Origin of the sequence: Acinetobacter sp. YK3, assembly GCF_001729365.1 — a bacterium.
Lineage (GTDB): Bacteria > Pseudomonadota > Gammaproteobacteria > Pseudomonadales > Moraxellaceae > Acinetobacter > Acinetobacter vivianii.
The window spans coordinates 1-13,762 of sequence record NZ_LZPJ01000079.1; the positions used below are offsets into that span (position 1 = coordinate 1).

General features: G+C 35.5%; 12 protein-coding genes and 1 pseudogene. 9 read left to right on the forward strand and 4 right to left on the reverse strand.

Features of this window, described 5'->3' with window-relative positions; translation table 11 throughout:
- Positions 1-527: hypothetical protein (locus A9Z07_RS07755; protein ID WP_069577851.1), on the reverse strand; the 527-nt coding region annotated here is incomplete at its 3' end.
- 594 nt (positions 528-1,121) lie between these two features.
- Here A9Z07_RS07755 and A9Z07_RS07760 point away from each other — a divergent pair.
- A pseudogene (locus A9Z07_RS07760) lies at positions 1,122-2,069 on the forward strand (MobA/MobL family protein).
- Positions 2,070-2,223: 154 nt separating this feature from the next.
- Here A9Z07_RS07760 and A9Z07_RS07765 read toward each other — a convergent pair.
- The gene (locus A9Z07_RS07765) at positions 2,224-3,075 is read right to left on the reverse strand and encodes a hypothetical protein (RefSeq protein WP_069577852.1); all 852 of its coding nucleotides are present in this window, start codon (positions 3,073-3,075) and stop codon (positions 2,224-2,226) included.
- Entirely contained in the window at positions 3,062-3,406 is a 345-nt protein-coding gene (locus tag A9Z07_RS07770; protein WP_069577853.1) for a hypothetical protein, read from the reverse strand. Before A9Z07_RS07770 ends, A9Z07_RS07765 begins: the two co-directional genes overlap by 14 nt.
- Before the next feature lie 1,023 nt (positions 3,407-4,429).
- Here A9Z07_RS07770 and A9Z07_RS07775 point away from each other — a divergent pair.
- From A9Z07_RS07775 to A9Z07_RS07785, 3 genes are all read left to right on the forward strand, one after another.
- Entirely contained in the window at positions 4,430-5,038 is a 609-nt protein-coding gene (locus A9Z07_RS07775) for a hypothetical protein (RefSeq protein ID WP_069577854.1), read from the forward strand.
- 30 nt (positions 5,039-5,068) lie between these two features.
- Positions 5,069-6,649, forward strand: a complete 1,581-nt coding sequence (locus A9Z07_RS07780; protein ID WP_069577855.1) for a CAP domain-containing protein — start codon at positions 5,069-5,071, stop codon at positions 6,647-6,649.
- Positions 6,650-6,850: 201 nt separating this feature from the next.
- A complete protein-coding gene (locus A9Z07_RS07785) occupies positions 6,851-7,234 on the forward strand; it encodes a hypothetical protein (protein WP_069577875.1) in 384 nt (127 codons plus the stop codon).
- Positions 7,235-7,357: 123 nt separating this feature from the next.
- On the opposite strand, the gene A9Z07_RS07790 is transcribed toward A9Z07_RS07785, so the two are convergent.
- Positions 7,358-8,488 carry a hypothetical protein gene (locus tag A9Z07_RS07790; protein WP_069577856.1) on the reverse strand — a complete coding sequence of 377 codons (1,131 nt, stop codon included), beginning with the start codon at positions 8,486-8,488 and terminating at the stop codon, positions 7,358-7,360.
- A gap of 631 nt (positions 8,489-9,119) precedes the next feature.
- On the opposite strand from A9Z07_RS07790, the gene A9Z07_RS07795 reads away from it, so the two are divergent.
- The 5 genes from A9Z07_RS07795 to A9Z07_RS07815 are packed head-to-tail and all read left to right on the forward strand — an operon-like array spanning position 9,120 to position 13,762.
- Positions 9,120-9,410, forward strand: coding sequence for a hypothetical protein (locus A9Z07_RS07795; protein ID WP_004804737.1), 291 nt, complete (start codon positions 9,120-9,122; stop codon positions 9,408-9,410).
- A 45-nt stretch (positions 9,411-9,455) separates the two neighbouring features.
- Complete coding sequence (locus A9Z07_RS07800) at positions 9,456-10,076, forward strand: restriction endonuclease subunit S (RefSeq protein ID WP_069577857.1); 621 nt, start codon at positions 9,456-9,458, stop codon at positions 10,074-10,076.
- The gene (locus A9Z07_RS07805; protein WP_069577858.1) at positions 10,076-11,599 is read left to right on the forward strand and encodes a type I restriction-modification system subunit M; all 1,524 of its coding nucleotides are present in this window, start codon (positions 10,076-10,078) and stop codon (positions 11,597-11,599) included. The genes A9Z07_RS07800 and A9Z07_RS07805 overlap by 1 nt, the downstream gene beginning before the upstream one ends.
- On the forward strand, positions 11,589-12,821 hold the full coding sequence (locus A9Z07_RS07810; protein ID WP_069577859.1) for a restriction endonuclease subunit S: 1,233 nt from the start codon (positions 11,589-11,591) through the stop codon (positions 12,819-12,821). The genes A9Z07_RS07805 and A9Z07_RS07810 overlap by 11 nt, the downstream gene beginning before the upstream one ends.
- A complete protein-coding gene (locus A9Z07_RS07815) occupies positions 12,821-13,762 on the forward strand; it encodes an endonuclease NucS domain-containing protein (RefSeq protein ID WP_069577860.1) in 942 nt (313 codons plus the stop codon). The genes A9Z07_RS07810 and A9Z07_RS07815 overlap by 1 nt, the downstream gene beginning before the upstream one ends.

Here is a 13,762-nt window from a genome sequence, read left to right on the forward strand (position 1 = left end):
AGATAATTCATTTCAATATTTTGTGATTTAAAAAATGATATAAGCGCACTTCCAAGAAAAAATTTCTCATGATTCTCTTGCTTTCGATCTTTTATCTTCTGATCTCTTTGCTTATATGAATTATTCAAAGATTTTTTAATTTCATTGTGTGCTTTTTTTTTAATTTCATTGGGAGTTTTTCTATTGTAATTTTTTAGCATTTTTAATGCTATTTTTAATCTTTCATCAGTTTGAGAGAAAGGGTCTTCATATCCACTAAAATCAACGATATCATTTTCAATATCAGAGCGATCACTCTTTGCGATTGTGCAGATAGAGTCCATTAATTCTGCTAATCTGTTTAATTCTAAAATTTTGTGATATTTGCTTTTTAATTTTTTTGTGTCTTCTTCGGTAAATTGATTTGCTGTTTTCGATTGAATCAATTGAAGTACCAACTCATCTGAATGAGTACGTTTTGCTATCTGTTTTAAGTGTTTTTCAACTCTTAAAGTTATTTCATTCACTGTTAATTTAACTCTAGCCATTTTTAAAACCATCTTTATTTAAGAAAATGTTGGTATATCACAGAGTCTAAAAAAAATCGCCATATGTTGAGTTTTTCAAAAAATACTACTCTTCTGTTAATTTGAGCTGTTAATTTATGGCTGTTAATAGTGGGACAGATAAAAAATCTTTTTTGCGAATGCAAAAAAGATTTTTTATATCTCGTATCCGTGTCTTTTAAATTTCGCTTCGCTCTCATTTAAAAGACACTTCTCCTCGTGCTGCGCAGCCCTGTTAATTCTTAAGTATATGATTTTTTAATGATTATAGGATGTTACTCTTATTTTTAATTGGCGTTACTCATATTTTTAGTAGGTGTTACTCTTATTTTGTTAAGCTGTTACACGTTTTTATGAATAGCTTATATATCTGTTTTTATTGATAAAAATTGATATTTTTTAACTTTTTCAGTCTGTTACTCTTATTCTTGGGTTTTGTTACTCATGCAGTTTTATTGAATGTGTGTTTTTTGATCGAAATTTAAGTTTTTTTCATTTTTCTTCACGAAACTCATCATGAATTTTTAAAATTTTGTAGGATCCGATATTCCAAATTAATCAATATCGGAGATAGAAATGTATTATTTTCATTTATGCCACAATGTCAAAGGTGATAGTCAAAAGAAATTGATTGACGATCATTCAAAATATCGACTATCAAAAAGTGCTTATCATTATATTACTCGTACTTTATATTTTTCTAAGCATAAGAGTGAGGTTGAGGAGCTTGAATATTATGCTTCATATAATATGCCGGAATGGGTCGATAATCATCCCGATCAGTTTTGGTATGCGGCAGATCAATATACAAGTGTGACTAGACGAACATCATCCCACATTACAATTGCTTTACCAAAAGAATTGGATAAAAATCGTCGTATAGAATTATCTGAAAGACTAATGCAAGAGTTTTGTGGTCAATATGAAATGCCATCTACCATTGCAATTCATAATCATGTTGCAGCTCTTGATGGAAGCTCAGCGCAGCCACATTTACATTTATTGTTTTCAGAAAAAAGTATGATGGATAATATTCAACGTTCCCCAGAGCAATTTTTTAAGCAACATCGTCAAAAAAATCCAGCTAAAGGTGGTGCATTAAAAATTACAGCTGATGTGCTTGGGCTTGGTCGTAATATATTATTTCATTACCGAACAAAAACTGAAGAAATAATAAATGAATTTTTAGAAAAATATGCACCAATAAAAATGGTAGAAATTTATGGTATTCAATTAGAGGTGAGTAATACAGTGTCATGCTTATCAAATGAAGATTATAATAAAAAATATGGAACGAAATTAAAGGATGTTCCTAAAATCCCTCGGGAAATTTTTTATAGTGCTAATACTGAAGATCAGGAAAAGGTAGCAGAATATAGAAAGTTAATTAAAGAAATTCGTCAAAATAATCTGTATGAAATTTATAAAAAAGAATAGGTATTAGAATTATCTAAAAAACATGAACAGCAACATGAAAGTAATCATATTCTAGAAAAATCAGATAAAGATGACTTTGACCTCTAATTCATGATGATTCATAAGACCACGGACGGTTATCTCCGATGAGCAAGTTCAATGGATTTAATCAGTCTGTGTTCAACCTTTGATTTAATCAAATGATCTGTTTATGAACTTCCTATAGACGGATCATTTGAAATTGGTCTTCGTATGATTTGACCTATTTCTTTAAATAATTTTCCATTTGTAGTTGTTCAAGCGTGTGCCATTGATAGCGCTCATGTCCTGCAAAATTCTGTTTGATATAGGCAATATGCTGAAGAATCCGCTTCTGATATTTTAACAGTTGTTGAATACGTAGATCATCACAATCAATATCTATACGTTGCTGCCTGAGTGCCTGATAAAAATGACGGTAATTCATCGCCATATTTTTTAATATTTCCTTTGATGCGGCAGGGTGAAGCGGTTGGTTGAGTCCTTTTACTAAAAAAGTTTCGAGCGTTAAAAAAGTGGGGTATGAATGGGATTCCTTTGCCACTTTTAACGACGGTTTAACTTTATTGGCTTTAATGTGGATGGCTTGAAATGTTGGATGATTCGAATTTATCAATACCGAGGGTTGGGCTGCTTGAACAGCCTTCTTTAGAGGCGGTGTGATTACGACTGGATCTGAGGTAGTAGCTACCTCGTTAGGCAGATTGTTTTGCCCATTATTCACTGTGATGAGTTGTTTTAATTTCTTATAGTTAATCGTATAGAAATTTGTTTGTAGCCATTTATTTTGTGCCAATTTTTCAATGATTAAAATTCCAGCTAGTTTTAACTTTGCAACGATTCTTTTAATCGTTGATATGCTATACACACCAAGTGTGGTTTGCCATTGCTCGTAGCTGTGAAACCAATACTTTTTTCCATTAAAAATTTTCCCTTCGTTATTTTCTAAGCAATAATGCAATTTCTGTAGAAAATTGGCGGCCGCAACACCATACGCTTTTGCAAGCGTAGGCGAAGCTATTAAAGGATAGTCTCCCGAAATCAGGAGATTGTTATTCTTCTTAGCCTGGGACATGACCAGCTCCAAACAGCACACGTTGTGCGCGTTCAATCAACTTGTGACGTTGATGCGTACGGAATGCCCATAGAGAGGAGAGGTTGTTATTTTGATTGAGCTTTGCGACTTCAAGGATTTGTTCATCATTCATTTCATTCATACATTCACGAATGATTTGATGTGCTTGTTCAAGCTCTTTGAGTAAGGAATTTGCGGTGTCAACAGCAATATAAACATTGGCGAGTGTCTGACGCTGAGGGTTTGAAATAGATTTACCGAGTTCAACAATCAGTTGAGAGGCTTGTTTTTTAGGTGTGCAAGTGTTTGCACCATGAAGAATTGCGTTCATAGCAGTAGTCCTAGATAAGTTTAATTACTTACCGCCATCACTTGTCACAATGAGGGTGGCAGCTTTACAGGGGTGACAATACTGAATCTAGGATCAGCCAACCTTACGGTTGCCCTGTCAAGCTGCCATAACGACTGCTAAACAGTAGACAAAAAAATTGCCGCTAGTGCGACATTAATTTGCACCTAGGATATATCATGTTCTCACGCCTGTACACAGATTTTGCTGTGTAGAATTAGCTTAGCTGTGTACACCTTAGGCTGTCAACGATAAAATCTGTGGTTTTTACATATCTTAATATTAATAAGTTGTTGATTATACTGGAGATATGAAAAATTTCTGACGGCTGAGATATTGTGAGCATGTAGGTTGATTGACGGCTGTTATCGCTCAGTATTTATTCGCTTTTGTATTTGGGTGAATCAGCAAAGTTGTTAACAGAAGATGGTAAATCATAAAAACTAGGATGATTATTTAAAACAATGAGCTGAATTTATCATGACCTCAATAATAGTTAAGACTTTCATTAAGCTTTCTCTAATATGAATGGGTTGAATCAGGATATCACCAATAGCTGTATTGAATAAGGTCATAAAATGATAAGTCCAATCTGAATCTTAGCTAACATGACTAATCCCATTTCATCAGTCCAAATATTTAAAGGTATGGTTGGGAGATTTATTAATTCATTTTATTGTTTCATTTTAATAAAGAAGAACAGACCATTTTAGGCTTATCCATGAAATCAAAATAAGCCAATCGATTGGTTTAATTGGTAGAACTTCTTTAACACAAGGAGCTTCTCATGCTGTATCTATCTTTTCTCATTTGTACCTCGCCACCTGTTCAACCTTGTTGTGCTTTGCAACGGGGACTAGACGGCTAACTTTTATTATTCGTCTGTATTAAAAAAATTTTTTAAAAGAACAATCCAACGGTGGATGGCTAAGTCACGCCTGTAAAAATAAAACTTTTTATATCTGCTGCTGATTGTGAATTGCATTGAACATGCGGGAAACAACCATGACTGAATTAACGAAACCCAAAATCATTCCAATCGAAAACCGTCCACAGAAATCCAAGCTATTTTTAAAGTGTGTGGTGCTGCCGATAGTGATCTTTCTGATTATTGCCAAACTCTTTTCCTTTGGATGGTTTGGCTATATTTTCTTTGGCTTTGACCTATTCTGGTTTGTGATCATTTACTACCTCTATGAATATGGAAATACCTACTTTGACGGGATGACCGAACAACTGAAGCACCAAGGGGAAACATTTAACTATCAAAATCGTGGAGTCTGGATAAACAGTCAGGACAAAACTATCATCCTGTTTGACCAGCCCGATCAACCCCTAGTCAAATATCCTTTTGACTACATTACTTCTGTTGGACATTACAATCTGGTTGAAGATCGCTTTAGAACCACGACTACCGTAATCAGTAACCCAATGATGGGAACTCATGTTAATCAACAAGTCCATCGGGCACCGATGAAACGTGAGTTTCAGGTCAATATTGGAACACGGGATCAATTCAAGCCTAATTATAGCCTCAAAGTGCTATTTCCTTGGCGTAGTCCAAAAATGGCCAGTGAAATCCGTCAACTCCTTTCGGCTGACCATTATCAATAACAACAATATATAAATATAAGGCAGTCAAACATGATTTCAAAATCGTTTATGCCATCTGTGCTGATGTTATCAATCAGCACAGTCATGGTCGGGTGTGGTGGTGGTTCCAGTGGAGATTCTAATTCATCCAATGGCAGTGCAACGGAAAATCCTGATAATGGCAATACCAATCCTAAGCCCGTGACTTGTGCTGAGAGCCAATATCTGGAAGAGGGCACATGTAAAAACAAGACAGTGCAGAATATTCAGGCATTCCCATTGAGTACGCTGATTCAAGGTCAAAGCTATCCATTATCGCTTCAGACAGATCAAGGGCTGGCAGTGACTTTTAGCAGTAACACTCCCAACATCTGTAGTGTAAATGGCAGTGAACTCAAAGCTCTAAAGGTTGGACAATGTACTCTGGGATTGACACTGGCAGGCACGGCAAAAGTTCTACCATTGAATAGCAGCATGACCGTCAATGTGACTTGTGCTGCCGATCAATATCTAGAAAATAATGTGTGTGTCAATAAGCTCAAACAAACCATTGTCCCATTCAAAATGAAATACATCCTGACGGAGAGTGTGTATTCACTGGATACTGAATCCAGTGCCAAACTTCCTGTCTCGATTAGCAGCCTTTCTTCATCAACCTGTACGTATAGTCAGGGAGAACTCAAGGGGATTGGTGCGGGGGTATGTACTCTTAAGCTCACCCAAGAGGGTGATGCCAAAACACTGGCAGCAGAGAGTCAGACCATCAGCTTTGATGTATTTAAAGCCTCATCCATGAGCGAGGCACCCGATATCAACAACTGTTATGCAGGTAAGCTCAGTGCAAAGTTTAGAAATGAATTTTTAAATGAAATCAATACGGTTCGTGCCTTGCATGGATTACCACGTGTAAGTTATGACGATGCCCGTGAAGATGAGATGATGCAGACGGCGCTGATTATTGCCTCCAATAACATCTTGACCCATTACCCCGAAGCCAACACAAACTGCTATTCCGATATTGGTGCGGTAGGTGCAAGAACCAGTAGCCTAGAAATGGGGGTAAGACAGAATAAATATGACTATTCACCTGCCGAAAGCATTACAAATATGGTGCATGACAAATTAAACCTGTTTGCAGGAGATGTGGGGCATCGACTCTGGATGCTCAATCCATTCTTACAAAAATCGGCCTATGGTTCAGTCAATGCACCATCATTTAAGGATACTCGATTCCCTTATGTGGTCGGTACGTCCTATAAAGTGGTTTATCCCTTTAATCATGCAACCACTGCACCCCTTGGTGTGATTGCCTATCCCTACCATAACTATCCAGCAAAATATTATATGGCGGGTTCAATTCTCTCGATTTCAGTTTTAACTGATCAAAAGAACTTCTTTGCCAATCGCAATGTGGACTACGCCAAAGCTAACGTTGTTGTCACTGAACGAAGTAGTGGTGCTAAACAAAAGATCAGTAATATCCGCTATGAAAATATCGGGGTACCCAACCATATCCAGTTTAACTTTGACGATTTGAAATTGAACGTGATCTACGATGTCAAACTCAGTAATGTCTTGGTGAGTGGTCAGCCAAAGGAATATTCCTACTGGTTTAATGTGAATGAACGGTAATCGAAAATAAGGACAACAATAGAATGACATTGATGATTAAAAAACTTCTCGTCACGAGTAAACAAGATGCTTCTAATCTGAATGACATGATTGCTTTTATCAGCCTTTATGACAATTCAGTCAATTTCTCACAGCACATCTTACAGTATGGCTTTATTGACAATGTGTTTTAACCTCCAAATAAATAAAGAGTCAAATCAAATGAAAAAATTAATATTCGCAGGATTATGTTTAAGTCTTTCAACACTGGCTTGTGCAGGTGCCAAAGAAACTCTAGTAGGGAAGCGTCTAATCTTGGATTTACCAGATACTGAATGTGCAGGATTATCTTTTGCCAAAAATGCTAAGGATGCAGTTATGTATGCCGAAATGGGGCAATGCCAAGATCCTTTAGCATTAAGGGTGAGATGGCTAGATGACAAGACCTTTATTTTAATTGAGAAAGTACGTATCAATCAAATTTCTCCACCACGTAGCTATTTATACAGAGTCCAAAGCATCAATCAGCATTACGTAAAACTGACTGATATCTGGACAGGATGGGGAGATTCTAAAGACAATACATTAGGTTATTTTTTAAAATAGCTTGAAAAACTATGATTTCATAGATGGCCAATCTGTATATATTTTACAGACTGGCTTAGAAGCGAGCTCTTATTAGATAATTTCAGAACTATGGTTACAGTGTACTAAAAAATTTTTAATTATCTATTGTTTAGAGCAGAAAGATTCTAACCGTTTTTGTAAAGATTCGTATAATTCATTTGGCATAGTTTTTGAGTTTGATAAAGCTATTTTTTTTAATTCTTCATCAATTGATGTTAGTTTAGTTTGCATTTCATTAGAATAATTACTTAAGTTGTAGCTTATTAGAGGATTACACCAATTATTAGAAAATTTTATACGTTCTATATTATATAAATTGGCTAATTCTTTAAGTTTTTTCTCTTCAGTTACAATGAAAAGAAGGTCTATTTCTTCATTGGGCATCGATGGAGTTAAGTAAATTTCTGGTAATTTGAGTAGCATCATATCCCAAGCAGTAGATCTTATTCTACGTTTTGCCGTTTCAATTGGTGTACTTCGTTGTGTACCATGTAATTTTCCTGCTTTATCACTAAAATAATGCAGTGCTAAATGCAACTCTTTAGCAAGTACAATTTTCATATCTTCCATAATAAATTTTTTGATAGCATCTAATTGATCTTCTAGAGAGCCGCTATGAATTTCTTCTTTTCTAATAAGCAACATTTTAATTAACATTACCTCTATAGATCTAATGGTTCTATTTATATAATTATTAGGATCATAATTATTTATGAATTCTGTTATGATTTTTTGGGATAATTCGTTTATACTTTTTACATTATGCTGTTTAAAAAGAATATTAACTTTATTTTCATCTAGTATAATTTCTTCTGTTTCTAAATATTTTTCTGGACTCATAGATTCTAAAGTTAGAATGGAACTTATCCTTCGAGTAGAATTGGATTTAAAATCATCTATATTAGTCTTTGAAAAGTGCTCTAATAAATAAAAATTATAATCAAGAGGCCAATTATTTCTGGCGAAAAAACTAAGAAATTTAGAGCTACCATCAGTTTTAGTACCATTGTTTACAAGATTATCTAAGCAATCTACTACATTTGAGTCAAGTAAAAATCTTGGATAAGCCTTAGAAAGATTGGAGATTTTATTATTTTTAATTATTTGTGGTATTTTTCCACAAAACTGATCAATAAGATAAATGCAGTTGGCACTACCAAAAGAAATTTCTTCTTTTATAAATGGTGATATAGTTGTAGAGTTTCTGATCTCTAAATCAAAAATATTAGTCATTTTACTTTTCCTTATAGATTGATGTTGATCTGTTTAAATAGTGTTTAAGTTATTAGTTATGGATTTAAAATTTCTTTATTTTAATCAATAACTGAAAAAAATAGATTTTATATTTTTTAAATTATTATGTAAATATTTTGGTGAGATTATTTTATATGTTTTTTGAAAATTATAATTTTTATTGTAATGCATAAAAGGAGGTAAGTTATTAAACTATTGATGGGGTATTATGTTTGATTAATATTTATTTAGAATAACTTATTTATTGCTATATCTACTATTTAGGTGGCTAGACTTTATGCTTTTGAAAAGCCTTAAGCACAGAAATTTTTATAATATTAAGAACGTCACTATATGACGCTTCATGCTTTTTTCTAGCTAGTGAAACTATGAGAGGGAAAGGTATTCTAATGTTATTTAGATAGTGTAATAATTTTTATCATAGATGATCTACTGTAAAAATTATTCTTGACATGTCAGAAATTACAGACTAATCTCAACTCAATGAATGGTCATAGGTGTTCTACTGCATTAAATCTATGATTGTTCAGAATTGGATTTGGCGACAGGTTGCACCCTGCCGCCATGTTCTCAACTTATTAACGACATGAACCATTAAAGGAAGTGAACTATGAAAGTATATCAGATCAATTATGACCTGCGTAAACAACGTAATTATGATGAGCTTTATAAGAAAATTAAGGCTTATGGAACATGGTGCCGACCTTTAAAATCTTGCTGGATTATCGTTTCTGAAAAAACAGCTCCCCAGATTCGAGATGATTTAAGACAGGTCATGGATAACGATGATGGTTTGTTAGTGACTCGTTTGCAACAAGATGCAGCTTGGGTAAATTTGGATTCAGATAAAGACAAATCCATGACGGATTGGCTTAAGAAATATATTGGCGCTGCATCATAAGTATTTTGAGCCAAGGATGGCTCAATCGCTTTAAGAGTAATATTTATGTCTAATTTAAAGAAAGTAGTCAAACTGAGTGATATTGCTGAAGTGCGGACTGGCTTTACATTTAGGGAAAAAATTGAGGAACTGCAAACTGGTAATGCTCATTTAGCGCAAATTAAAGATGTACGTAGTATTCGTGATGTGACTCAATCCCAGCGTTTGTATACTAATGAATTGCCTCAAATTCATTGGGAAGGAAAAGCGAATTCGCTAATCGATACTGAGTGCGTGTTACTGCCCTGTCGGGGAGAATACTACAAGGCATCTTATTTTGTGGGTAGGCAAAATCCCGCTGATCTGCCACTGATTGTAAGTAGTCAGTTTTTAATTTTATTTGCTAATAAGCAAAAACTTTTACCAGAGTATTTATGTTGGTACTTAAATCAACCGATTGCGCAATATGAGTTACGCCAAGAAAGTCAGGGCTCAAATATTTCTATGTTAACTGTTGCGAGTGTAGGTCAATTCAAGATACCGATTCCTCATTTGGAAACACAGCAACAGATTATCCAGCTCAACAATATTTGGGAGGAAGAACAAGTTCTTTCTCAAAAGTTATTAAGAAATCGCGAAATAATGATGCAGGGCATGTTCCAACAACTGCTCAAAGGAAATAAATAATGGTTACTCAAATTAATCAAGATACAGTCAATAAAGCCCTTTGGTCTGCATGTGATGTATTCCGTGGCACGATTAGCGCTGACACGTATAAAGACTTTATTTTGACAATGCTGTTCTTAAAGTATATTTCTGATGTATGGCAAGACCACTACGATAACTATAAAAAAGAACATGGTGATGAGCCAGAACTAATTGAAGAATTGATGAAAAGCGAGCGTTTTGTACTTCCTCGTGAGTCTAGTTTTTATAGCTTACTTGAGCGTCGCTATGAGCCAGGTAATGGTGAGCGTATTGATATTGCTTTACATGCACTTGAAGAAGCGAATGGTACAAAACTAAAAGATGCAGGCAAAAGTGTTTTCCAAGATATCTCATTTAATACAGATAAATTGGGTGAAGAAAAACAAAAGAATACGATTCTGAAAGATTTACTTGAAGTTTTTGCTTCTAAGGATTTAGATCTAAAACCAAGCCGTATTGGATCGCTTGATGTGATTGGTAACGGTTATGAATTTTTGATTAAAAACTTTGCTGCAAGTGGTGGTCAAAAAGCAGGGGAATTCTATACACCGCCTGAAGTATCTGACTTAATTTCGGAGTTACTTGATCCACAGAAAGGTGACAGTATTTGTGACCCTGCATGTGGTTCTGGTTCATTGTTAATGAAGTGTGGTCGTAAAGTCGTATCCAACCATAACAGTAAGCAATACGCCCTTTATGGTCAGGAAGCGATTGGTTCGACTTGGTCACTTGCCAAAATGAACATGTTCTTGCATGGTGAAGATAACCATAAAATTGAGTGGGGAGATACCATTCGTAATCCAAAACTTTTGGATCAGAATGGTGACTTAATGCTGTTTGATATTGTGACAGCAAATCCGCCATTTTCATTGGATAAATGGGGGCATGATACAGCTGAAAATGATAAGTTTGATCGTTTCCGTCGAGGCGTACCACCAAAGACTAAAGGTGATTATGCGTTTATCTCTCATATGATTGAGACCTTAAAGCCAACTACTGGTCGTATGGGGGTTGTTGTACCACATGGTGTATTATTCCGTGGCTCTTCTGAAGGTAAGATTCGTGAGAAGTTGATTAACGAAAATTTATTAGATGCAGTGATTGGTTTACCTGAAAAGCTATTTTATGGCACTGGGATTCCTGCGGCGATTCTAATTTTCAAAAAGCAAAAATCTGATGATTCTGTTTTGTTTATTGATGCTAGCCGTGAGTTTAAGTCAGGTAAAAACCAAAATAACTTAACCGAAGAGAACATTACTAAGATTGTTGAAACTTATCGTGCTCGTAAAAGTGTTGATAAGTATGCGTATTTGGCGACTTTGCAAGAAGTCAAAGACAACGATTACAACCTAAATATTCCTCGTTATGTCGACACATTTGAAGAGGAAGAGGAGATCGACTTAGTTGCTGTACGTGCTGAGCGTGAGCAGTTAAAGACTCAACTTGCTGAACTTGAAGTACAGATGGCGAAGCATTTAGAGGAGTTGGGTTATGGTGCCTAATGAGTGGGAAATACTTTCATTATCACAAGTCTCAAAAGTGATTGATTGTAAGCATCGTACGCCTCATTACGTTGAATCTGGTATTCCGTTGATTTCTCCTGGGACTATTAAGTGGGGAGCATTAGATTTGACTTCCCCAACCAAGCGAGTAACAGAGGATGAGTATCAGTCCTTAATGGACCATTGTACTGTTGAGATTGGTGATCTTGTTATGAGCCGTAACCAATCAGTAGGTGTCCTGAGTTTTGTAGACTCTATGAAGCCATTTGTGCTTGGTCAAGATACAGTACTGATTAAGGCAGAGAAATCAGATAGTAAATATCTATTTTATAAAATCCAATCTGAAGAAGTGCAAAAAAGAATTGTAAGATTAGCGGGAGGTTCTACATTTGCACGAATTAATCTTGCTGATATTCGTAAACTTATTCTTGAATGTCCACCGTTGGTAGAACAAAAAAAAATCGCTCAAATCCTTTCCACCTGGGATCAAGCGATTTCAACTACTGAAAAACTGCTTGAAAACAGCCAACAGCAGAAAAAAGCACTGATGCAACAATTGTTGACGGGTAAGAAGCGGTTATTGGATGAAAACGGTGTGAGGTTCGGTGATGAGTGGAGTCAAAAATTAGTTGAAGAATATTTTGATGTTGGATCCAGTAAACGGGTTTTGCAAGCTGATTGGAAAAATGAAGGTGTACCATTTTACAGAACGAGAGAGCTGGTCTCTTTAAGTAAAAGACAAGCTTTCAGAAGTGAAATTTTTATATCTGATGAACTTTTTTTAGAACTTTCCCAAAAATATGGGATACCAAGTGCAGGTGATTTTCTAGTTAGTGGTGTGGGTACACTTGGTATTTCATATCAAGTAAAAAATGGTGACAAATTTTATTTTAAAGATGGGAATGTACTCTGGTTTAAATTAAAAAATCATATTTTTTCAGATTATTTTAAGTATTGTTTTCAATCTGACTTTGTCCAAGAGCAAATTGAAGCTCAAGCTTCAGTTACCACAGTTGGTACATACACAATTCAGAATGCAAAGAAAACAAAATTTCGGTGCCCACCTTCTTTACAAGAGCAACAGAAAATTGCTGCTGTTCTCAGAATAGCAGATCAGGAAATTGAGACATTACAGAAAAAACTTGATTGCTTAAACCAAGAGAAAAAGACTCTGATGCAACAACTTTTAACAGGTAAAAAACGTGTCAAGGTGGCTGCCTAATGATGCAAACAATACCGAGTTATTACCGCATTATGGCGGGCGCGAAATCCGTATTTGCTCAAGAGTTTCTAGAAGGTGGCTTTATTGCCGCCAACTGGAATATTGACCAAGACTTAACCCCTGATTTACCTGATGATTGGCGTGAGTTTAATCATCGTTTTATTCCTGTTTATTTAACAGCCTTGCCTGAAAAAAGTAAGATTTCAGCAGGCTTAGCATGTGGCATGCTACATACCATCTGCAAAGGGATTAAACAGGGAGATATCATTCTAACGCCTCGTGGAGACGGTAACTACTTAGTAGGTAAAGTGATTTCAGATTACTATTATGTACCTTCTGGGGAATTAAGCCATCGAAGAAAAATTGAATGGTTTGAGCAAACCTTGCCTAGAGAATTGATGTCTCAAGAGCTAAAAAACTCGTCGGGATCAGTCGGTACTGTGAGTAATATCACTAAATATGCCGAAGAACTAAAAACTCTTATACAAGGCAAAGAGCCCGTTGAAGGTTTAGAGCCTGATGAAGTTGTAGAAGACCCAGCGGCTTTTGCTTTGGAAAAGCATCTTGAGCATTTTCTAGTTGAAAACTGGTCTAAGACTGAGTTGGGTGCGACTTATGACATCTATACTGAAGATGGTCAGTTAGTTGGTCAGCAGTATCCATCGGATACAGGTCCAATCGATATTTTAGCAATTAGTAAGGATAAAAAGACCTTGCTTGTTGTTGAGCTTAAACGTGGTCGTGCAAGTGATCGTGTTGTTGGGCAGATTCAACGCTATATGGGTTATGTGAAAGATGAATTGGCTGAGGCTGATCAGCAGGTCAAAGGTGTGATCATTGCTTTGGAAGATGACTTAAGAATGCGTCGTGCTTTAAGTGTGACTCAGAATATTGAGTTTTATCGTTATCAGTTGAGTTTTAAGCTGCTAAAAAATAAATAA

What these genes read in the sequence shown, in the direction of transcription:
- A9Z07_RS07765 (WP_069577852.1), bottom strand. Translation starts at nt 3,075, where the DNA reads ATGTCCCAGGCTAAGAAGAATAACAATCTCCTGATTTCGGGAGACTAT.
- A9Z07_RS07770 (WP_069577853.1), bottom strand. Translation starts at nt 3,406, where the DNA reads ATGAACGCAATTCTTCATGGTGCAAACACTTGCACACCTAAAAAACAA.
- A9Z07_RS07775 (WP_069577854.1), top strand. Translation starts at nt 4,430, where the DNA reads ATGACTGAATTAACGAAACCCAAAATCATTCCAATCGAAAACCGTCCA.
- A9Z07_RS07780 (WP_069577855.1), top strand. Translation starts at nt 5,069, where the DNA reads ATGATTTCAAAATCGTTTATGCCATCTGTGCTGATGTTATCAATCAGC.
- A9Z07_RS07785 (WP_069577875.1), top strand. Translation starts at nt 6,851, where the DNA reads ATGAAAAAATTAATATTCGCAGGATTATGTTTAAGTCTTTCAACACTG.
- A9Z07_RS07790 (WP_069577856.1), bottom strand. Translation starts at nt 8,488, where the DNA reads ATGACTAATATTTTTGATTTAGAGATCAGAAACTCTACAACTATATCA.
- A9Z07_RS07795 (WP_004804737.1), top strand. Translation starts at nt 9,120, where the DNA reads ATGAAAGTATATCAGATCAATTATGACCTGCGTAAACAACGTAATTAT.
- A9Z07_RS07800 (WP_069577857.1), top strand. Translation starts at nt 9,456, where the DNA reads ATGTCTAATTTAAAGAAAGTAGTCAAACTGAGTGATATTGCTGAAGTG.
- A9Z07_RS07805 (WP_069577858.1), top strand. Translation starts at nt 10,076, where the DNA reads ATGGTTACTCAAATTAATCAAGATACAGTCAATAAAGCCCTTTGGTCT.
- A9Z07_RS07810 (WP_069577859.1), top strand. Translation starts at nt 11,589, where the DNA reads ATGGTGCCTAATGAGTGGGAAATACTTTCATTATCACAAGTCTCAAAA.
- A9Z07_RS07815 (WP_069577860.1), top strand. Translation starts at nt 12,821, where the DNA reads ATGATGCAAACAATACCGAGTTATTACCGCATTATGGCGGGCGCGAAA.